Origin of the sequence: Actinoallomurus oryzae, from assembly GCF_039541955.1 — a bacterium.
Taxonomy (GTDB): Bacteria; Actinomycetota; Actinomycetes; order Streptosporangiales; family Streptosporangiaceae; genus Actinoallomurus; species Actinoallomurus oryzae.
Genome location: NZ_BAABHF010000026.1, coordinates 88,039 through 108,703 on the forward strand (window position 1 = coordinate 88,039; position 20,665 = coordinate 108,703).

A 20,665-nucleotide genomic window follows, 5' to 3' on the forward strand; every position below is an offset into this window, starting at 1 on the left:
GCCTCGTCGTTCTAATGCTCCAGCCGCGGTCAGGGATCCGCGACCTGACCAGCGTGGCTCTGCCGCTGGTCGGCGCGGACACCGTCGCCCCTCCGAGCGTGATGATCGAGGCGTTGCCCCGCGACGGGAACAGCGTCGTCCGGCACTGAGAGGTCCGAGGGAGGCTTGGGGGCGCCGTACGGTCAGAGGCGCCGTACGGTCAGGATCCGCCGCACGGTCGCCGAGGTGGCGGCGGGGACCCGCTCCGGAGGGTCCCCGCCACCGGTCGCCGGCCGGTCAGGGGCTCTCGAATCCGGCCTGTTCGAGGACGGACCTGCCCTGGCCGGACAGGACGAGCTGGACGAACTCCTTGGCGAGGGCGGGCTGCGGCGCGTGGGCCAGCGTGGCGATCGGGTAGTCGTTGATCGCCTGGGCCGCCTCGGGGAAGTCGATGCCGGTCACCTTGCCGCCGGCGGACTTGACGTCGGTGCGGTAGACGAGCGCGGCGTCGGCCTCGTTCAGCTGCACCTTGGTGAGGGCCGCCTTGACGTCCTGCTCCTGCGAGACCGGCTTGACCTTCAGCCCGGCCGCCGCGAGAGCCTTGAGGGCGGCGGCGCCGCACGGCACCTGCGGCGCGCATTCGACCACCTTGAGCTTGGGGTTGGTCAGGTCATTGAGCGTCTTGACCTTGCCGGGATTGCTGGGCGGCACGGCGATCTCCAGCCGGTTACGGACGAAGGTCGTCGGCGCACCGGCGGTGTCCTTGGCGTCGGTCACCGTCTTCATGGTGGCCGGGCTGGCGGCGGCGAACACGTCGGCCGGGGCGCCCTGCGTGATCTGCTGGGCCAGCGCGGAACTGCCGCCGAAGTTGAACTTCACCTTCACTCCCGGGTGGGAGGACTCGAAGGTCTTGCCCAACGAGTTGAACGTCTCGGTCAGCGACGCGGCGGCGAAGACGAAGAGCGTCTTGCCACCCGAGCCGGAGGACCCGGACGAGTCGTCATCCGTGCTCCCGCATCCGGCCGCCAGCGTGAGACTCGTCCCGAGCACGGCCGCGAGCAGTACCCGGACGCCCCGGGGCAGACGTTCGATCACCTTGGTCTCCTCGTGCAGGTGCCCTCTGGGGGAGGGGCGGGGGTTTGGGACCCTGCGACGGCAGTCGGACCACGCGCCACCGCGGCCGTCCCAATCACGCCACCGTACTATCGCATATTCCACCCTTGAAGGCTCCGTGGTGGTGCATATGCCATATCGCTGAGCTTCTCGCACCAGTTTCTGCCCGCAGTGCCTCAGCTCGGGGAATGCCCGACGACTTTCACCGCGTTCTCAGCCGAGGACCGCCGGCCTGACGTCCCCCACCGGCTCGCACCTGAGGCGGATCAATGGGATGTGCTCGCCCGGGGCGGCCCAGGAAAGCCGGCGCGGTGCCGTCCGCCCGGTACTCGGCCCGGCCGAGGAGGCTCACCGTGGCGTGCTCGCCTGGGGGTCGGCTGGGGGATCAGCGTGATGCGCCGGCCCGGGAACCAGCCGGTGTGACCAGCGTGACGCGCCGGCCCCGGAAACCGCCGGGGGGGATCAGCGTAACGCGCCGGCCCCGGAAGCCCGCCGGGGGGATCAGCGTGACGTACTCGCTCTCCAGGGCGGCCGAGGAGGATCAGCATGAGGTCGTTCCACCCTCCGGCCTGGTTCTCAGTCGGGGACGGCCAGCATGACGTCCGAGGCCTTGATCACGGCGACGACCTCGCGACCCTCGGACAGTTTCAGCTCGCGCGCCGCCTCGACCGTGATGGACGCGACCATGCGCACGCCGCTCGCATCCAGCTCGACGTTGGCCGTCGCCTCGCCTTCCGTGACACCGACGACCCTGGCCCGGACCTGGTTACGCGCACTCAGCCGCATCATGGCTCCTCCCAGCAGCTGCCGAACCCGTGACCTGCGGAGACGTTCCCACTGGGCAGCACGCTCATACCGGTCGGCCGACGCGCCACGCGGCGACGGCGGAAGCGGCACGACGCCGACCACGAGGGCGCCGCAGTGATGGCCCTGGTCCCTGACCCCTGGCCGCGCGGCTGCCGAGCCAGAGACGATGAGCTGGCAACCACCCGCCGACCTGGTGGCCATCCGCTGCCGTCCGCCGACCTGGGGCCCACACGCCGCCAGGATCGCAGCCGCGGCACAGTCGTCGTCCCTGCCTGACCAGCCGTGTTGGGAGGAACGAGTGAGCCGACCGCCGTCCCTAGCGTGGCTCTAACGATTTCGGATTGTGGGACGACGCAGGCAAACCCTCTCAATAAGGCGAGCGATTCCTCGCCGCTCGCAGCGCTGCGCGATGCGGACCACCACCAGACAAGCAATCCGCCCGGGTCTATCCCTTGTCGCAGTAAGAGGGCGACCCTGCCCACGCCGGGACCGCAGCGTAGGTCCGGGAGCGCCAGCCCACGCTGAGAGCACAACGCACGCCGGGCGCACGGGGAGATCGCCATTACGGCGGTCTCGGCCGCGATGGCCTGGGTGAACCGGGCCTCGCAGGCCGGCATCAGCGGGTACGCGCCGGGCCGGCGGAGCGCCCAGCTCATGTCGGCGGTGAGCCGGACCGCCGGATATCCCTGCTCGGCGGCCTCGGTGACCTCCCGGCCGATCACCGCGAACATCCGGTCGGAATCGAAACGCCCCGGGGACAGCCAGAGCACACCGCTGCGGCGAGGAAGCCTGGGCAGGGAGCCTTCGGAGGAGTCACCATGCCGCGCAGCAGGTGCGAGAAGTCCAGGTGGTGGGGACGCGTCGGAAGGGCGCAGCGCGTGCCTCGGGGGCATCCGTTGTCCGTGGCCGTCCTTGCTGTGCAGGGCGGAGAGGGCGTTTGGGGCAGTGGTGGTCTTGGGCCGGTTGTCCGTGCCAGGCGGGGTGTGGGCTGGCCGCGGTGGTGGAGGATGCGCCGGAGGGGTGCAGCGCGTCTCCCTGGGGGCGGTCGTCGTCTGTGGCCGGCCGTCCTTGCTGCGCAGGGCGGAGAGGCCGTTTGGGGCAGCGGTGGTCTTGGGCCGGTTGTCCGCGCCAGGCGGGGTGTGGGCTGGCCGCGGTGGCGGGGGACGCGTCGGAAGGGTGCAGCGCGTCTCCCTGGGGGCGGTCGTCGTCTGTGACCGGCCGTCCTTGCTGCGCAGGGCGGAGAGGCCGTTTGGGGCAGCGGTGGTCTTGGGCCGGTTGTCCGCGCGAGACGGGGTGTGGGCTGGCCGCGGTGGTGGAGGATGCGCCGGAAGGGCGCAGCGCGTCTCCCCGGGGGCGGTCGTCGTCTGTGATCGGTCGAACCCTGCTGCGCAGGGCGGAGAGGAAGCGGGGCGGCGAGCGTCTCCGACCAGTCGATCGTTCCGGGCGGGGACACCGGCGAGAGGGCCTGCGGGACGGGCGGGGGAATCCGACGGGGGGACGGACGGGATGTGTCCCTAATCGGGGCGGCGGTTGGCGCGGGCGAAGGCCAGGGCCTCGTGAGCCAGGGCCGGCCAGTCACGGCCGGAGTGTGGGGCGAGGCTCAGCCATTCGCGCATTGGCGTGTCCTTGTTCGCATCGAATCGGGCGCCCTCGCCGGTGGAGACCAGCTCCCCGACACGGTCGGCGGGTAGTTTGAGCACCAGGCGGCCCCGGACGAACATCGCGAAGATCTTGCCGTGGAAGCGCAACGCCGTGCGGCCGAAGCCGCGGCCGCCGCTCGGCGGGTCGACGCCGTCGATCGCGGTCATCTCCTCGACCAGGTCGGCATAGCGGTCTTGCGGCCCTTCGGCCGGTTCGGCATAGCGGTCTTGCGGCTCCTCGGCCGGGTCGGCATAGCGGTCTTTCGGTCCCTCGGCCGGGTCGGCATGGCGCTCTTGCCGCCCCGCCGCCCGCCCGTCCTCTCCGCTCACGCCCGTCAGCCTAAACACCACCACCGACACTTCCCCCTGCTTGTCCACAAGTGGATCAGAGCTTCTCGGTCAGCCGGGTGAGGATGTCGGCCACCGGTTCCGCGGTGGCGTGGCGGTGGCCGGTGCCGGCCCACAGGTGGAGTATCTCCTGGTCGTTCGCTGTCGCCGCTGCCTTGCGCAGTGGGCTGGTCAGGTGGTGTACGGCAGGGTAGCCCGACGGTGCGCTGTCGCCGTACCGGTCCGTGAAGCGGTTGCGCAGCCCGCGTGCGGGGCGGCCGGTGAACGCGCGGGTCACGACGGTGCGGTCGCGCGCCGGGTCGGCCAGTGCCGCGCGGTGTGCGGCGGAGGCGCCGCTCTCCTCCGATCGCAGCAGGACCGTGCCGACCATGGCCGCGACCGCGCCCGCCCGCAGTGCCCCGGCGACGTCGTCCGGCGTGGCGAGGCCGCCCGCCGCGATCAGCGGGAGTTCGGTCACCCGTCGTACCCGGGCGAGCAGTTCGGTGAGCGGGATCTCCTCCGGCATCCGCTCCGGCGTGAGCGTGCCCGAGTGCGCGCCCGCCGCCGAGCACTGGACGACGAGCAGCCCGGCTCCCGCCTCCTCCGCGCGGCGGGCCTCCTCGGCCGACGTCACGGTCTGGGCGACCAGGCTGCCCGCGGCGCGCAGGGCCCCGACCACGGCCGGCTCCGGCACCCCGAACGTGAAGCTCACGATCGGAACGGGACCGGCGAGCAGCAGGTCGATCTTGTCCTTCCAGCGGTCGTCGTCCTCGACCGGTTCGCCGGCGGTCAGATCCAGCCCGTACGGCTCGGCCTCGGGCTGGATCGCCCGTGCGTACCGGCGGTACGCGTCGAGACCCACGGGCACCGGGTTGGGTGCGAACAGGTTGACCCCGAACGGCACGCCCTCGGCCCGTACGGCGGCGATCTGCCCGGCCAGTGCCTCCGGCGTCTTGTAGCCGGCGGCGAGGAAGCCCAGACCGCCCGCTCGCGCGGCGGCCGTGACCAGCGCCGGGGTGCCGGCTCCTCCGGCCATCGGCGCCGCGAGCACCGGAACGGTCAGGCCGAGGTCGGGCAGTGGCGAACCCATGTCTCTCCTCATCGCGGTCGGCGGGCGGACCGGCGCGGCACGGATCGGCGCGGCCGGGGCACGTCCGGTGACGTCAGACTCTCATCGTGCGGCAAGGCACGCGTCGGCGGACCGGCCCTCCGGCACCCTCCTGCCGGCGGACCGACCCGGCGGCCCCAGCCGATCCGGTGGCATGGCCCGGTCCGGTGGCGCCGCTCTGCGTACGCCCCGTCGCCGATATCGCCCCATCCCCGGCATTCTCTTGACCGCGGCCCGATCCGGTGGCGCGGGGCCGATCCGGCGGCGCGGGCCGCGCGTACGTCTCGTCGCCGACGTCGTCCCGTCCCGGCATCCTCCCGTGCCTTCGGATCATCCCCGTACCGCCTTGGCCGGCGCGTGCGCCTTCGCGTACACCCGTGCCTTCTCGTGTGTCCCCGTACACGGCCTTCGCACGTGGGCCTCCGTACCCAGGCCCGCGCGGCAGGTGCACCGTCGGAGCCGGTTCGCGGAAGTATCGGGTGATCTTTCGCGCGCGCAGCGGGTCCGCGAGGATGGGCTCATGACCGTACTCGGCGCCGTCAGCCTGCCCCAGCTGCCACCCGAACGCCTGCGCGACCTCGCCCGTGTGGCCGACGACGCGGGGCTGGAGGAGCTGTGGCTCTGGGAGGACTGTTTCTGGGGGAGTGGGGTCGCCACCGCGGCCGCCGTGCTCGGCTGGACCGGGCGGCTGCGCGTGGGAGTCGGGCTGCTGCCCGTGCCGCTGCGGAACGTCGCCCTGGCGGCGATGGAGATCGCGGCGCTGCACCGGCTCTTCCCCGGCCGCGCGACGATCGGCGTCGGCCACGGCGTGCAGGACTGGATGGCGCAGGTCGGCGCGAAGGCCGACTCGCCCGTGACGCTCCTGCGCGAGCATCTCGCCGCCCTGCGTGCGCTGCTCGCCGGGGAGGAGGTCACCGTCGACGGACGGTACGTTCACCTCGACAAGGTCAAGCTGGACTGGCCGCCCCGGACGCCTCCGCCGATCGTCGCGGGCGCGACCGGGCCGCGCACGCTCCGGCTGTGCGGTGAGGCCGCCGACGGCACGATTCTCACCGCGGGCACGGCGCCGGACGACGTACGAGAGGCCTGCCGGCTCGTGGACGAGGGCCGCGCGGCGGCCGGACGCACCGGCCCGCATCAGATGATCGTCTACCTTCTCACCGCGACCGGGCAGGGCGCGGAGGAGCGGCTGGCGGCCCAGCTGCGCCGCGAGGGCCGCGACCGGACGGCCGGCATCGCCGGTGACGCGCGTACGGTCGCCGACGCCGTCCGGCGGTGGGCGGACGCCGGCGCCACCACCGTCGTCCTGGAGCCGACCGGCGACGAGCCCGACCCGGAGGGTTTCGTACGATTCGCGGCCGGGCAGGTCCGGCCGCTCCTCGGCTGAACGGTCCGCAGACGCCGGTCCGACCTCCCCGGTGACGCCCGGCGGTGGTACGGCCGGTTCACGCCAGAGACGATCGGGCATCTTCCTCGGGGGCCTGCGGGGTGGTCTCGTACGCGGCGGCCTGCAGGAGGTACAGCTCGCGGTAGGCGCCCTCGCGCGCCATGAGCTCATCGTGGGTGCCGCCGGCGGTGATCCGGCCGTGCTCGAGCACGTGGATCACGTCGGCGTCGCGAATGTTGGCCAGGCGATGGGTGATCAGGACCACGGTACGGCCGCGCATGTGCCGGCGGATCGCCTCGAAGAGCGTGTGCTCGGCGCGCGCGTCCAGGTTCGAGGACGGCTCGTCGCAGATGATCAACGGTGCGTCGCGGTAGAAGCCGCGGGAGACGGCGACGCGCTGCCACTGCCCGCCGGACAGCTCGTGGGAGTCCTTGAACCGGCGGTCCAGCATCGTGTCCCAGCCGTGGGGCAGCGAGGCGACCACCTCGTCGGTGCCGGCGGAGACGGCGGCCCGGTCGAGGCGCGCGGGATCGTCCTCATCGCCCAGCACCACGTTGGCGCGCGCGGTCATCGGCCAGTGGGCGTGGTCCTGCGCGATGACCGCGACCCGTGAGCGTACGGCCTGGGCGTCGGCGTCCGCGAGGTCCACCCCGTCCCAGCGGATGCGGCCGGACCCCGGCGTGTACAGGTGGGCGAGCAGCTTGGCCAGCGTGCTCTTGCCGGATCCGTTCTCCCCGACCAGTGCCATGATCTGTCCGGCGGGCAGCGTGAGCGACACGTCCCGCAGGGCCGGTTCGTCGGCCCCGGGATAGGTGAACGACACGTTCTCCACGGTGATCGCGGCGAAGCCGCCAGAGACGTCGGCGGTGGCCGTCGGCGACAGGTGGGTGCGCGCGGTCGCGAGGAACGTCGTGTAGTCGGTGAGGTACAGGCCCTGCTCGTAGCACTCGTTCACCGCGTGGACCAGCTGGGACAGCGCGGCCCGGCTCGTACGGATGGCCAGGACGGCGGTGCCGGCGACGGCGAGGGGCAGCCACGCCGCGGCCAGCAGCAGCGCGAGCACGAGGTAGACCAGCCCGCCGGCCAGCCCGGACCCGGCGTCCCCGGCGAGCCGGGTGGCGACGTTCTTGCGCGCGAGTCGGAGCTGGGCGTCACGGTAGACGTCCGCCACCCGCCGGTACTGGGCGAGCAGGAGGCCCTGGAGGGTGTACGAGCGCAGGTCGGCGGCGTACCGGCGGTTGCTGAGCAGGTCGCCCAGGATCACCGAGTGGTAGCGGGGACCGACGGTCTGCACCATCATCAGGTACCGCGAGCGCGCGACGCGGATCGCCGCCCAGGCCTCGGGCAGCGCGGTGACGAGCAGGAGCGGGAGCAGCACCGGATGCAGCGTGGTGATGGCGATCGCGGCGGCCACGAAGGAGGTCGCGCCGGTGACGATGTCGATCGTGGCCGAGACCACCTGCTGCGCCGCCGAGGCGCCCGGCCCCTCGGCCCGCATGAGGGCCTCGTAGAACTCCGAGTCGTCGTAGCTGGCCAGGTCGATGCGGCTCGTCACCTCGTACAGCTCCACCTCGGCCCGCTGCTGCACCCGCGGTGTCAGGCTGGCCTGAGCCCATCCGGCTGCGGCCGACAGCAGCGACCGCAGGATCGCCGCCCCGCCGACGAGGAGCAGGGACGGCAGCGCCGCGCGTACCCGCTCCGGCGTCGGACCCGCGGCGAGCAGGGCGTCGAGCACACCGGTCGTGGCGAGCAGGCCCAACGCGGTGAAGACGCCCGACATCAGGTTCAGCGCGACCGTGGTGACCGTGTCGGCGGGCCCCGCGCGCCAGGCCAGGCGCAGCGCTTGGCCGACCAGCGCGGGCAGCCGGCGGGCGACGGCCGTGAACCGCGCGGTCGCCGCCGCCTCGGCGTGGTCGTACCAGTGAAGCGTCGCCACCGTCGGCAGGACGTCTTCCTTTCCAGGGGCGTCGCCCGTGCCCGGGGCGGCGGCGTCGCTCTGCCCGGTGGCGGCGCGTCCGCCGGGGATGTCGTCCTGCTCCTGCTCTCCGTCGTCGTCTCGTACGGTGTCGGCCGATGGCGTCTCTTCCATCCCACCCCCAGGCTCCGCCCCCATGATGGGCCCGCCCGGGACGGCCCGCTGTGTCACGTGGCACGGTCGGGGGAGCCGGGCGTAGCGACGGACGGCTCGGCGTGACCGCTCTACCGGGCGGCGCTCACGGCGGGCCGCTCGGCGGAGAGCGGAGCGGCGATGTCCTCCAGCGAACGCCCCGCGGCCTCCACGCCGATGACCAGTTCCACGATGCCGGCGATGATCATCAGGCCCGCGCCCAGCAGGTAACCGTCGGCGACCGTGCTCGCGTGGCCGGTGTCGACGAGCTTGCCGAACAGCAGCGGGCCGATGATGCCGCCGAGCGCGGTCCCGACGGCGTAGAACGCGGCGATGGCCATCGCGCGGGTCTCCATCGGGAAGATCTCCGAGACGGTCAGGTACGCGGAGCTGGCGCCGGCCGAGGCGAAGAAGAACACCACGACCCAGCAGACGGTGAGTGTCACGGCGGACAGGTGGCCGCCGCGGAACAGCATCGCGGTGCCGATCAGCAGCACCCCCGACAGGATGTACGTGCCGGAGATCATCACCTTGCGGCCCAGCCGGTCGAACAGGCGGCCGAGCACGAACGCGCCGCAGAAGTTGCCGAGACCGATCGGGATCAGGTACCAGCCGGCGTGGTCGTCGGGCGTCTTGAAGAACTTCGACAGGACCAGCGCGTACGTGAAGAACACCGCGTTGTACAGGAAGGCCTGGCCGACGAAGAGCGAGAGCCCCAGGACCGTGCGCCGCGGGTAGCGGTTCACGGCGGTGCGGACGATCTCGCCGAAGCCGATCGTGTGACGCTGGCGGATGGTGATCTTCTCGTCCACCGCGCCGAGCGGTCGCCCGCTCTCGTCGGTGACCTCCCGCTCGATGCCGCGGACGACCTCCTCGGCCTCGCGTTCCCGCCCGTGGATGAACAGCCACCGCGGGCTCTCCGGGACGATCCGCCGGACGAAGAGGATGCCGACGCCGAGAACGGCGCCGAGCGCGAACAGCAGCCGCCAGCCGACGTTCTCCGGCAGCAGCGAGGCGTTGAGCACCGGCACCGACAGCAGTGCCGCGAAGGTCGTGCCCAGCCAGAACGACCCGTTCACCACGATGTCGACGGTGCCGCGCAGCCGGGCCGGGATCAGCTCGTCGATGGCGGAGTTGACCGCCGCGTACTCGCCGCCGATCCCCATGCCGGTGACGATCCGGCAGAGATAGAACCACAGAGGGGTGAAGGAGAACGCGGTCGCCACGGTCGCGAGCAGGTAGACCGCGAGCGTGACCAGGAAGAGCTTCTTACGTCCGAACCGGTCGGTGAGATACCCGAAGACGAGCGCGCCGGCGCACGCCCCGGCCACGTACAGCGCCGCGCCCAGGCCGACCTGCGCGTCGCTCAATCCCAGTCCGCCGGCCTTGGAGGTCAGCCGCGGACCGATCACCCCGACGACGTTCACCTCGAGGCCGTCGAGGATCCACACGGTGCCCAGTCCGACGAGGATCAGCCAGTGCCAGCGCGCCCAGGGGAGCCGGTCCAGCCGTGCGGGCACATCCGTCTCGATCGTTTTCAGACCATCGGCGCCCATACGGCCTCCTCGTTCCCTCGTCGTCGATCGGAACTGACGAGGTGAATACCCTCCTCTCCATCCGCAAACGTGCATACCGGACGGCGGGCCCGGGACCCGCCGTCCGGCCGAGGACACCTTCAGCGAGGGGGATCCGGCTCCTGGCCGTCGGGTTCGGCGGGTTCCGTCCGTGTGTCCTGCGGCTCGTCCGTTCTGCTCGCCGGGCGCGTCGCGCCTTCCGCCGGTGGTGCGGGAGGCGGCGGTGGGCCGTAGCCGGGCGGAGGCCGGTAGCCGCCGGGGTCGGCCGGAGTGCCGTACGGACCAGGGGGCGGACCGTACGGGCCGGGTGGCGGACCGCCCGGGCCGGGTGGCGGCGCATACCCGCCGGGCTGAGGCCCGTACGCGCCGGGTGGTGGCCCGTACGCGCCGGGTGGTGGGCCGTACGCTCCGGGTGGGGGACCGGCCGTGCCGGGTGGGGGAGCGTGCGCGCCGGGCTGAGGGCCGTACGGGGCAGGCGGCGCGGAGCCGTAGCCGGTGCCGGGCCACGGCGCGTGGGCCGGCGGAAGCGAACGCGCGTCCGCCTCGGCGTCGTCCGCCGGGCCGGTGGTGATGACCAGCCGGTCGAGGTAGAAGATCTGCAGCGCTCCCAGGGCGAGGAACAGCACGATCACCACGAGGAGGGGCGTCGCCGCGCCGACGGACGGGTTGGACGCGTAACCGCGCAGGTCCGCCAGCACGGCGATGGGCGCGGTCCGGGACTCGGCGGTGGTGCCCACGATGAACGGCCACAGCACCCCGTGCGCGCCGAACAGGACGGTCACGCCGCCCATGAGCGCGGCGAGCGGCAGCGCGGGCACCACGACCTGCGGGAAGAAGCCGGATCCACCGGCGCGCCACCGCGCCGCGCGGGTCCGGCAGAACAGCGTGAGCACGAGCAGCGACGGCACGCTCAGCAGGACCGGCGGCACCAGGCCGATGAAGTGGTTGAGCAGGCCGAGATGCCGGGCGTTGTCGAAGCCGGCGATGCTCAGCGGCGCCACGCCGACGAACAGCCACGGCGAGAAGACCAGCAGCAGCCACTCGCTGTGCCGGCCGAGCGGGCGCAGGCCACCGATTCCGAGCGCGGCCAGGAACGCCGTGCCGACCGAGACGATCGCGCCCAGCACCGGCGGTGCCCAGGTGTTGAGCAGGATCCGCGCCGCGGACGGCCGCAGCGGAGCGGTGTGCTCGGCCGAGAAGAGGGCCGACAGCCACGGCCATGCGCAGACGACGCCGACGATCACGACGACGACGAGGGCCAGGGCGCCGATCACGAGGCGGCCTCCGGCGTCCGGCCGCCTCGGCGCCGCCTCATCGCCCGGTCCGAGTTCGATCCGCAGCCCGGTCCGTACGGCGATGACCGTCGCGACGATGCCGAGCACGCCGAGCGCCAGCCCGCTCACGGTCGCGACGGCCGCGGCGCTGCCGAAGTCCATGTAGAGGTACGCGCTCGTGTACTCCAGCGCCGCGAGCGTCGGCCGGGGACTCATCGTCAGGCTGACCGAGAGCGCCTGGAGCGCCACGGCGATGCCCGCCAGCACGACGATCGAGCCGACCGCGAGGAACGCCGGGGTGAGCCGGCGCCCCTGCCTCCGGCCGCGGAAGATGGGCAGGAAGACGAGCAGCGCCAGCCCGCACAGCAGACCGAACATCGCCGCGGACGTGATGAGCTGCGAGGAGGGCGACCACGCGCTCCTGGAGGGCACCCGGCCGAACATCGTCGCGATCCCGCCGTCGCGCTGCCCGATGAGCCACGCGGCGGCGATCGCGACCGGAGAGAACGTCACGAGCGGCAACGACAGCAGCACCCGGCCGACGCGACGCGGCCAGGTGCCGGCCCGGTCGAGCGCCGCGGCGAGCGGGGGCCCGACCACCAGCAGGATCAGCAGCGGCACCAGGGCGAACGACAGCGAGAAGGCCAGGGCCTTCCAGAACGCCCCGTGTCCCAGGAAGTACGTGTAGTTGCGCAGGCCGGCGGCGTGCGCGGTACCCCGGATACCACCGCCCGCCTGGAAGCTCCGCGCGATGGTCTGCACGCTCGGCACGACCAGCGTGACCAGCCAGGTCAGCGCCGCCGGAATGAGGAGGAGCAGCCCCGGACCGCGGCGCGGCGCCGCACCGCCGGGCGGGCCGACCGCAGGCGCCGGAGGGTAGGGCGTCATGAACCCTCCTTCGTCGGGGAGATGCGCCATGCGACCGCGTCTTCGATGCCCTCGCTGCGTTCGGTCATGGGCCCTCCTTCGTCGGGGAGATGCGCCATGCGGCCGCGTCTTCGATGCCCTCGCTGCGTTCGGTCATGGGCCCTCCTTCGTCGGGGAGATGCGCCATGCGGCCGCGTCTTTGATGCCCTCGCTGCGTTCGGTCATGGGCCCTCCTTCGTCGGGGAGATGCGCCATGCGGCCATGTCTTCGATTCGCTCGCTGCGTTCGGTCATGGGCCCTCCTTCGTCGGAGAGGTGGGCCGGGCGGCCGGGCCTTCGGTTTTCTCGCCGCGCTGGATCATGGACGCTCCGCCGGTGCCGATTTCGTCGCCGATCCGATGATCGGCCAAGCCGACCGTAGCGTCACGCGATATCCGCTGTCCCGGAGCATTCCGGTCAGATCGCTCTTTTCGCGCCAGGAGCCCTGGATCCGGCGTTCTCCAGGTCCGTCCGAGCGCCATCGAGGGCGGCGGCCCCGTCGGACGCCGGGTATGCCGAAGAAGCCGCCTTTCCGGGCAGAGGAACTCCTCGGCCGGCACCTGTTCGACGCGTTCCCGCAGCCGCGGGGGTGATGGGACAGCTGCGCAGCGCCCTCAGCGCCGGAATCCAGGTCCTCGAGGAGCCCGGGCAGGCGCTCGAGGGCTCGGGCGGTACGCGCGCTCCATCGACGGGGCGCTGGCCAGCACCGCCGTCCAGGCCGTCATCGACAAGGCGCGGCAGACGATCACCTACAGCTGCGCCGGTCACCTCCCACCCGTGCTCCTCCAGCCCGACGGCACCGTCCACTTCCTCGACCAGGCCACCGACCCGCCCCTGGGCGTTCGCGTGGCCGACCTCCCCAGGCCCCAGGCGGAGCTGTCGTACGCCCCCGGCGCCACCCTCGTCCTGTACACCGACGGCCTCGTGGAGCGTCGCGGCGAGGACATCGACGACGGGCTGCGCCGCCTCGCCGAGGGCCTTCGCCGGCACGCCCGGCTCGACCCCGAGCCGCTGGCCGAGGCGCTCCAGGAGGTCATCGAGCGCCGGCCACTGGAACGTACCGGTACCGGGGGATCCGCTATGGTGCGCACCGTGCGGGCGGTGGTGACGGGGGCGGCCGGGTTCATCGGGAGCCATGTGGCGGAGGCGATGGCCCGTGCCGGGCACGAGGTGGTCGCGGTCGACGCGCCCGCGCGTTCCGCCTCGCCCGCCGCCGCGCGGGTGAACTGGGCGGGTCTCGCGGACCGGCCCGGCGTCCACCGGGTCGAGACCGACCTCGCCATCGACGACCTCGCCTCCCTCGTCCGCGCGGACGTCGTCGTGCACCTGGCGGGCCGGCCCGGTGTCCGCAGCTCGTGGGGCGAGGGCCGCGCCGCCGCCGTCCGCGACAACGTGACCGCCACCCGCCGGCTGCTCGCGGCCTGTGAGGCCGCCGCCGCGCCGCCGCGCGTCGTCGTCGCCTCCAGCTCCTCGGTGTACGGCTCGGCCGGCGGCCGCCCGAACACCGAACGGGACCCACTGCGGCCCGCCAGCCCGTACGCCGCCAGCAAGGCCGCGATGGAACGCCTCGCCGCGCGGGCCGCCGCGCGCGGGCTGCCGACCGTCGTGCTGCGGTACTTCTCCGTCTACGGTCCCCGGCAGCGGCCGGACATGGCCTTCCACCGGTTCATCGAGGCGGGACTCGCCGGCCGGCCCTTGCCGGTCTTCGGCGACGGCGGCCAGTCGCGCGCCTTCACCCACGTCGGCGACGTCGTCGCGGCCACCGTCGCCGCCGCCACGACCGGCCTGCCGCCCGGCACCGTGCTCAACGTCGGCCACCCGGCGCACGTCCCGGTACGGGACGCGATCGACCTGCTGGCCGGGCTGCTCGGCGTACGACCACGGATCGACCACCGGGTCGCCGTGCCCGGCGACGCGGCCCGCACCTGGGCCGACAGCGGCGAGGCCGCCCGCCTCCTCGGCTGGTCGCCCCGCATCGGCCTGGCCGAGGGCCTCGCCGACCAGATCGCCTGGCACCGCCGCCACGCCGCGTACCCCGAACCCCCGCACGCCGCCGATCCCGAGCCGCCGTATGCCGCCGGAGCCGAGCGCCCGTACGCCGCCGGAGCCGAGCCGCCGCGCGCCGCGAGCGCCGGGCGGCCGTGCGGCGCCGGAGCCGAGTCCCCGTATGCCGCCGGTGCTGAGCCGCCGGGGGTCGTCGGCGCCGAGTCGCCGGGCGCTTCCGGTGCGGGGCTCGCGCGCCCCGCCGGGCGGTCGGTGTGACCGCGCCGGGGGCGGCGCGGCGGCGGGAGGTCCGCGCGGCGTACTTCGCCTTCGACCGGTTTCCCTCCAGCAAGGGCTCCGCGGTGCACATCGGGCAGATGGCGGCCGCGCTGTTCGAGGAGTTCGGCGGCGGCCTGCTCGGCGTGCTCGGCGGGGGCGGTCTGCCGCGCTACCAGTGGGAGCCGGACCGCGGCGTCGAGATCGCCCGCTTCGGCGAGCGGATTCCCAACCTCATCGACCGAGCGGAGGCCTACTCCGGCTGGGTCGCCGCGCACCTGGCGCCGCACGTTTCCACGCTGCGGGTCTGTCACGTCCGCGACCCGTGGAGCGCCCTGCCCGTCGTGACCGCGCCCGGCCGGCGCTACCGCGTGGTGTACGAGGTGAACGGGCTGCCCTCCATCGAGCTGGCCCACACCTGGCCGCTCGCGCCGCCGGCCACGCTCGCCGCGATCGCCGGGCTGGAGGACCGCTGCCTGGAGCGGGCCGACGCGGTCGTGGTGCCCTCGAACGTGATCGCTTCCGCGCTCGTGCGGCGGGGCGTGCCCGAGGGCAGGATCCACCTGGTGCCGAACGGCGCCGACGTGCCGTCCGAGACGCCGCGCCCGCCCGACGCGCCGGAGCGGTACATCGTCTACGTGGGCGCGCTGCAGCCGTGGCAGGGGCTCGACGTGCTGCTCCGCGCGTTCGCCCGGCTCGCCGACCTGACCGGGCTCCGGCTGGTCATCTGCTCGTCCGTGCCGGAACGCCGGGCGCGGGCGCTGCGCCGGCTCGCCGGGCGGCTCGGCGTCGCCGACCGGATCGTCTGGCGGTTCACGCTGCCGCACGCCGAGGTGGCCGCCTGGCTCGCCGGGGCGGAGTTGTCCGTGGCGCCGCTGACCGGCTGCGCGCGCAACGTCGACCAGGGCTGCGCGCCGCTGAAGATCCTCGAGTCGATGGCCGCCGGTACGCCGGTGGTCGCGTCCGGGCTGCCCGCCGTACGGGAGATCATGGCCGACGGCGCGCACGGCCGCCTGGTCGCTCCCGACCGTCCCGCGGAGCTGGCGCGTGTCATCCGCGTCCTGCTGGAGTACCCGGACGCAGCCCGGGCCATGGGGGAGCGCGGGCGCCGGCGCGTACGGGAGGAGTTCGGCTGGGCGGCGACGCGGGCGAAAATGGCCATGATTTATCGGTCTATGACTTCGAATATGGACAATTGATAGTGTCCGCCTCATGTTCTGGCGGAAGACCCGCGAAGCGATCGGTCGCTTCCACCCCGCGCACCAGCGGTTGACCCTGGAGCGCACGGTCTCGGCGTCGTCCGTTCCCGGTGAGTGGGCGGCCGTTCTGGCGAGCCTTTCCCAGCACGAGGTGACGGTGAAGCGACGAAAATGGCGGCTGCCGTCGCGGACGACGGCGGTCCTCGTCCCGATCATCCAGGTGCTGTCGGAGGACACGGCGCCGGACGGCGCGATCGGTGTCGCCGCCGACTTCCGCGGCCCGCGCGCGCCCGGCAAGAAGGGCCCCGAGCGTGACCTGCCCGTCGGCGGGCGCGTCCGCCGGCTCACCGAGTGGTTCGTCCTGGACCCCTGGCTCCAGGTGCGCGCGGAGCTGCGGGACGGCAGCGTCCTGGAGATCCGGGTCACCGACCGGATCCGCCACCGGAAGATCCACCGGGTCAACGCCCGCGGCAAGCACAAGTGGAAGACCAAGAAGAAGGCGGTGCAGCGCATCGACGTCAAGCGCACGCTGGCGCGGGACGCCGCGGCGCGGCGTCCGGGCACCGCACCGCCCGCGTGGATCCGGGTGCGGGTCAAGGACGGCAAGCGTGTCGCGCTGAACGCCACCGCCAAGCTTCCCCGCGTGCCCGAGGAGAACGACCAGCTCCAGGCGATCCTCACGGTCGTCGCCGAGCTGTTCCGCTGGACCCCGCCGCAGGCCTCGGGGAGGACCGCGTGAACCCCTGCGGAGCGACCACCGGGTTCTTCGTCCTCGGCCGCTGCGACCGTCCCGCGGTCACCGCCTGCCGCTGTGGCCGCCCGGTGTGCGCGGAGCACGTGGACGCCCAGGGTCTGTGTCCGGAGTGCTCCGGCGTCCAGGGCTACGCCGACCCTTACCGCCCGGGCTGGGCGCGCGGCTACCGTCGCGCGCACTACCAGCGGACCTCCTACGACTACGGCGACCCGGTCCTGTACGACACCTACCACGGCTACGACCGGGAGGGCTTCGACCAGGGCGGGGACTCCGGCGATGACCTCGACGTCGGCGGGGACCTCGGCGACGGCGACGGCGGCTGGGACGACAGCTGATGCGTGTGCTGTGGCTCACCGAGCACTACCCGCCGAGCCGCGGCGGCATGGCCGAGTCGTGCGACCGGATCGTCCGCGGCCTGCGCGGCGCGGACGTGGAGGTCGACGTCGCGCACCTGACCCGGCGCGACCGGCCGTGGGGGAACGAGCGGGAGTACGGCGGCCGGCTGCTGACCGTGCCGCTCGGCGACGGCCCCGAGCACGCGCTGCGCCGCCTCTGGACCATGCTCGCCGGTCATGCCTACACGCACGTCGTCGCGTTCGGCGGCACGTACGCGCTGCTGGGCGCCCCGGTCATCGCCGCCTGGCTCGACGTGCCGCTGGTCACCTGCCTGCGCGGCAACGACTTCGACACCGGGGTCTTCTCGCTGCGCCGCCGTGAGGCGCTGATGAGCGCGCTGCGCGCCTCGGCGCGCGTCTGCGTGGTGGCCCGCTCGCACGCGCCGCTGGTCTCCGCGCTCGTGCCCGGAGCCGCCGTGACCTGGGTGGCCAACGGGATCGACACGGCGAACTGGGAGATCCTGCCCTCCGAACGGTCCCGCGCGCAGGCGTGGCGGGCCTCCGCCGTCGCGCCCGGCCGCCGGGTCCTCGGCCTCGTCGGGCAGCTGAAGAACAAGAAGGGCGTCGGGTTCCTGCTGGACGCGCTGCTCGGCTCCGGCCACGCGGAGCGGTTCCACCTGCTGTTCGTCGGGGAGCTGGAGGACGGTGTCGCCGAGCGGCTCGACGCCGTCGCCTGGACGCGGATGCCCTTCCTCGACCGGTTCGCGCTGCCCGCCGTGTACGCGGCCTGCGACCTCGTCGCCCTGCCCTCCTTCTACGACGGCCTGCCGAACGTCGCGCTGGAGGCGGCCGCCCTGGGCGTACCGTTGCTCGCCTCGGACGCGGGCGGCCTCGCCGACCTGGCCGACGACCAGATCGGCTTCACGTTCACCGCCGGTGACCCGCACGGCTGCCGGGCGGCCGTCCGCCGCGCGGCGCGCGCGACCGGCGACGAACTGGCCAAGCTGGGCGCCGCCGCCGAAGAGCGGGTGCGCCGCGACTTCACCCCGGCGGCGGAGACGGCGGGTTACCTGGCCGTCCTCCGGGAGACCGGGAGCGACCGCTGATCGTCTGTTACGCCCACGGCGGTGGGCTCGGGCACCTCACGCGCATCCGGGCGTACCTGCACACGCGGGAGGCGCGCGGGCCGGTCACGATCCTGACCGGCTCGCCGTTCGCCGCCGACCCGCGCGTGACCGGCGGCCATCCCGTACGGTCCGCGCCGGCCGGCCTCGACCGCGACGGGCTCACCCGATGGGCCGCCGCCACGCTGGCGGAGCTCGCGCCCGCCGAACTCGTGGTGGACGCGTTTCCCGCCGGGCTGGCCGGAGAGCTGTCCGCGCGCGCCGTTCCGCCCGGTGTCCGCGTCGTGCACCTGGCGCGGCTGCTGCGCTGGGACGAGTACCGGCAGCTGCTGCCGGCCGAGCCGCTCGCCTTCGCCGAGACCTGGCTCGTGGAGCCGGTGACCGCCGGACACGAGGCGTACCTGCGGTCGGTGTCCGCCGCCCTCGCCCCGCTGCGACTCGCCGAACCCCCCGCCGCCGCGCCTCCGGCGGCCTCGCCCGGCGGCTGGCTGGTCGTGCACTCCGGTCCGCCCGGCGAGACCGCCGAGCTGGTCGCGTACGCGCGGGAGACCGCCGCGCTGGAGGGCGTACGGCCACGGTTCACGCTCGTGTCGCCGAGCCGCCCCGCGACGCTGCCGGACGACGTCGCCCACCTCGACGTCTACCCGGCCTGGCCGCTGTTCGCCGGCGCGGAGCGGATCGTCACCGCCGCCGGCTGCAACGCCGTACGGCAGGCCGCCCCGTGGGCGGACCGGCACCGGATGATGCCGTTCCCGCGCCGCTTCGACGACCAGTTCGCCCGCGCCGCCCGGGCACGGGCGGCCCGAGCGGGTCGGGAACGATGGGACCGAGGCGGCGAACACGTGAAGGAGTGGCGAAGATGAACGAACCGAACACGGGCGGGCCGGAGCGGTCCGGCGGCACGGTGTCCTGGACCGGCCGCTACTTCGAGGACTTCACGGTCGGTGACGTGTACCGGCATCCGCTCGGGCGCACCGTGACCGCGACCGACAACGCCTGGCTGACGCTGCTGACCCAGAACACCGCGCCGCTGCACTTCGACACCCACTACGCGTCCCAGACCGAGTTCGGCAGGCCGCTGGTCGACTCGACGTTCACGCTCGCGCTGGTCACCGGGCAGAGCGTGACCGACATCTCCCAGCACGTGATGGCCAACCTCGGGTGGGACCGGGTGCGGATGCCGAACCCGCTGTTCGAGGGCGACACCGTCTACTCCCAGTCCGAGGTCCTGTCCGCCCGGCCCTCCAAGTCCCGCCCGGACGTCGGCGTCGTCACCGTCCGTACGGTCGGGTTCACCGCCGAGGGAAGGATCGTCATCACCTTCGAGCGCACGCTGCTGGTCTACAAGCGCGGCCACGGGCCGCGCTTCGCCGACGTCCAGCCCGAGTGGGACCGCCGTTCGCGCGCCGCCGCCGGCCTCCCGGCCGACGACGGCGAGTCCTCGTGACGGGGACCGCCCGGCTCGACCGGCCGAACGCTCCCGCGGACGTGCTCGAGCACGTCACCGCCGGCGCGGACCTGATCGTGCCGCTGTTCAACGGAGAGCCGCACACGGTCATGGACGCCCTGGAGGCGGGCGCCGCGGAACTCACCGGCGTACGGGTGCACCAGATGGACCCGGTGCGCGAGCGTCCGTACATCCGGGGGGAGTTCCCCGGGCGGCTGGAGCACGTCAGCTACTTCCTCGGCCCCGGCGACCGCCGGGCCTACTGGAACGGCACCTGCGAACTCGTGCCCGCGCACTTCAGCGAGGTGCCGCTCCTGCTGCGCCAGGCCACGCGCCGTGACCTGGTGCTGGCGGCGGCGAGCCCGCCCGACCGGCACGGCTACTTCAGCCTCGGCACGAACGCCGACTACGCGGCCTCCTTCATCGGCGAGACGCCGTTCTTCCTGGAGGTCAACGCGCGGATGCCGCGGACGTCCGGGCAGAACCAGCTACACATCAGCCAGGTCGCCGGCTGGTGCGAGGCGGAATACCCGCTCGCCGAGACGGTGCCGTCCGAGCCCGACGAACGCGACGCGAGGATCGCCGAGTACGTCGCGGAGCGCGTGCCGGACGGCGCCTGCCTCCAGATCGGGGTCGGCCGGATCCCGAACGCCCTCCTCGCCTCGCTGCGCGGCCACCGCCATCTCGGCGTGCACACCGAGGCCCTGTCCGACGGCCTCATGGACCTGGTGGAGTGCGGCGCGCTGACCGGCGCGCGCAAGCACCAGCAGCGCAACAAGCACGTCGCGACGTTCTGCGTCGGCAGCCGCCGGTTCTTCGACTGGCTCGACGACAACCGCTCGGTGGCGCTGCTGCCGGTGGAGTGGGTGAACAACCCCCGCGTCGTCGCCCGAGAGCCGCGGATGGTCTCGATCAACGCCACGAGCGAGGTCGACCTGCGCGGTCAGGCCGCCAGCGAGACCATCGCCGGGCGGTACTGGTCCGGCTCGGGCGGCCAGTCCGACTTCGCCCGCGGCGCGATGTACTCGCCGGGCGGACGGGCCTTCCTGGTGACCCACGCGACCACCCACGACGGCACCAGCAGGATCACCGTCGACCTGTCACCGGGCAGCCCGGTCACGACGCTGAAGAACACCGTCGATCACGTGGTGACCGAGTACGGCGTCGCCGAGCTGCGAGGGCGGAGCCTGTCCCGCCGCGCCGAGGCCCTCATCGCCATCGCGCACCCGGACCACCGCGACCGGCTGCGCCACGGCGCCCGGCGGGCCGGTCTCCTGCACTGACCCCGGGTGGCGATCTCCGGTCCGGTGGATCGATCCTGGATCC

18 protein-coding genes are annotated in these 20,665 nt (G+C 73.5%); 10 read left to right on the top strand and 8 right to left on the bottom strand.

Features of this window, described 5'->3' with window-relative positions:
* The first annotated feature begins 14 nt into the window (after window positions 1-14).
* On the top strand, window positions 15-149 hold the full coding sequence (locus ABEA10_RS25905) for a hypothetical protein (RefSeq protein WP_345468409.1): 135 nt from the start codon (window positions 15-17) through the stop codon (window positions 147-149).
* A 127-nt stretch (window positions 150-276) separates the two neighbouring features.
* Here the strand turns inward: ABEA10_RS25905 and modA are convergent, their stop codons facing one another.
* The 5 genes from modA to ABEA10_RS25925 all read right to left on the bottom strand — a co-directional run bounded on the left by modA (window position 277) and on the right by ABEA10_RS25925 (window position 4,956).
* Window positions 277-1,074 carry a molybdate ABC transporter substrate-binding protein gene (modA, locus tag ABEA10_RS25910; RefSeq protein ID WP_345468411.1) on the bottom strand — a complete coding sequence of 266 codons (798 nt, stop codon included), beginning with the start codon at window positions 1,072-1,074 and terminating at the stop codon, window positions 277-279.
* A 594-nt stretch (window positions 1,075-1,668) separates the two neighbouring features.
* The gene (locus ABEA10_RS25915; protein ID WP_345468413.1) at window positions 1,669-1,881 is read right to left on the bottom strand and encodes a TOBE domain-containing protein; all 213 of its coding nucleotides are present in this window, start codon (window positions 1,879-1,881) and stop codon (window positions 1,669-1,671) included.
* Entirely contained in the window at window positions 1,878-2,792 is a 915-nt protein-coding gene (locus ABEA10_RS51285) for an MEDS domain-containing protein (RefSeq protein ID WP_425550964.1), read from the bottom strand. Before ABEA10_RS51285 ends, ABEA10_RS25915 begins: the two co-directional genes overlap by 4 nt.
* Before the next feature lie 621 nt (window positions 2,793-3,413).
* Complete coding sequence (locus ABEA10_RS25920) at window positions 3,414-3,917, bottom strand: hypothetical protein (RefSeq protein WP_345468415.1); 504 nt, start codon at window positions 3,915-3,917, stop codon at window positions 3,414-3,416.
* Between the two features lie 7 nt (window positions 3,918-3,924).
* A complete protein-coding gene (locus ABEA10_RS25925; RefSeq protein WP_345468417.1) occupies window positions 3,925-4,956 on the bottom strand; it encodes a nitronate monooxygenase in 1,032 nt (343 codons plus the stop codon).
* A gap of 538 nt (window positions 4,957-5,494) precedes the next feature.
* Between ABEA10_RS25925 and ABEA10_RS25930 the strand changes: the two genes are divergently transcribed.
* Window positions 5,495-6,361, top strand: coding sequence for an LLM class flavin-dependent oxidoreductase (locus ABEA10_RS25930; RefSeq protein ID WP_345468419.1), 867 nt, complete (start codon window positions 5,495-5,497; stop codon window positions 6,359-6,361).
* A 58-nt stretch (window positions 6,362-6,419) separates the two neighbouring features.
* On the opposite strand, the gene ABEA10_RS25935 is transcribed toward ABEA10_RS25930, so the two are convergent.
* The 3 genes from ABEA10_RS25935 to ABEA10_RS25945 form a co-directional block, all read right to left on the bottom strand.
* Window positions 6,420-8,450, bottom strand: coding sequence for an ABC transporter ATP-binding protein (locus ABEA10_RS25935; protein WP_345468421.1), 2,031 nt, complete (start codon window positions 8,448-8,450; stop codon window positions 6,420-6,422).
* A gap of 110 nt (window positions 8,451-8,560) precedes the next feature.
* Entirely contained in the window at window positions 8,561-10,024 is a 1,464-nt protein-coding gene (locus ABEA10_RS25940) for an MFS transporter (protein WP_345468423.1), read from the bottom strand.
* A gap of 119 nt (window positions 10,025-10,143) precedes the next feature.
* A complete protein-coding gene (locus tag ABEA10_RS25945; RefSeq protein ID WP_345468426.1) occupies window positions 10,144-12,204 on the bottom strand; it encodes a hypothetical protein in 2,061 nt (686 codons plus the stop codon).
* A 701-nt stretch (window positions 12,205-12,905) separates the two neighbouring features.
* On the opposite strand from ABEA10_RS25945, the gene ABEA10_RS25950 reads away from it, so the two are divergent.
* The 8 genes from ABEA10_RS25950 (at window position 12,906) to ABEA10_RS25985 (ending at window position 20,622) form a co-directional block, all read left to right on the top strand.
* On the top strand, window positions 12,906-14,483 hold the full coding sequence (locus tag ABEA10_RS25950) for an NAD-dependent epimerase/dehydratase family protein (RefSeq protein WP_345468638.1): 1,578 nt from the start codon (window positions 12,906-12,908) through the stop codon (window positions 14,481-14,483).
* The gene (locus ABEA10_RS25955) at window positions 14,480-15,679 is read left to right on the top strand and encodes a glycosyltransferase (RefSeq protein WP_345468428.1); all 1,200 of its coding nucleotides are present in this window, start codon (window positions 14,480-14,482) and stop codon (window positions 15,677-15,679) included. The genes ABEA10_RS25950 and ABEA10_RS25955 overlap by 4 nt, the downstream gene beginning before the upstream one ends.
* A gap of 13 nt (window positions 15,680-15,692) precedes the next feature.
* Complete coding sequence (locus ABEA10_RS25960; protein WP_345468430.1) at window positions 15,693-16,418, top strand: hypothetical protein; 726 nt, start codon at window positions 15,693-15,695, stop codon at window positions 16,416-16,418.
* Window positions 16,415-16,768: a hypothetical protein gene (locus tag ABEA10_RS25965; RefSeq protein ID WP_345468432.1), complete on the top strand. Its 354-nt coding sequence runs from the start codon at window positions 16,415-16,417 to the stop codon at window positions 16,766-16,768. The genes ABEA10_RS25960 and ABEA10_RS25965 overlap by 4 nt, the downstream gene beginning before the upstream one ends.
* The gene (locus ABEA10_RS25970; RefSeq protein WP_345468434.1) at window positions 16,768-17,874 is read left to right on the top strand and encodes a glycosyltransferase family 4 protein; all 1,107 of its coding nucleotides are present in this window, start codon (window positions 16,768-16,770) and stop codon (window positions 17,872-17,874) included. Before ABEA10_RS25965 ends, ABEA10_RS25970 begins: the two co-directional genes overlap by 1 nt.
* A 125-nt stretch (window positions 17,875-17,999) precedes the next feature.
* The gene (locus tag ABEA10_RS25975) at window positions 18,000-18,755 is read left to right on the top strand and encodes a hypothetical protein (RefSeq protein ID WP_345468436.1); all 756 of its coding nucleotides are present in this window, start codon (window positions 18,000-18,002) and stop codon (window positions 18,753-18,755) included.
* On the top strand, window positions 18,752-19,339 hold the full coding sequence (locus ABEA10_RS25980; RefSeq protein WP_329235830.1) for a MaoC family dehydratase: 588 nt from the start codon (window positions 18,752-18,754) through the stop codon (window positions 19,337-19,339). The genes ABEA10_RS25975 and ABEA10_RS25980 overlap by 4 nt, the downstream gene beginning before the upstream one ends.
* Complete coding sequence (locus tag ABEA10_RS25985) at window positions 19,336-20,622, top strand: acetyl-CoA hydrolase/transferase family protein (RefSeq protein WP_345468440.1); 1,287 nt, start codon at window positions 19,336-19,338, stop codon at window positions 20,620-20,622. The genes ABEA10_RS25980 and ABEA10_RS25985 overlap by 4 nt, the downstream gene beginning before the upstream one ends.
* The last annotated feature ends 43 nt before the right edge of the window (window positions 20,623-20,665 follow it).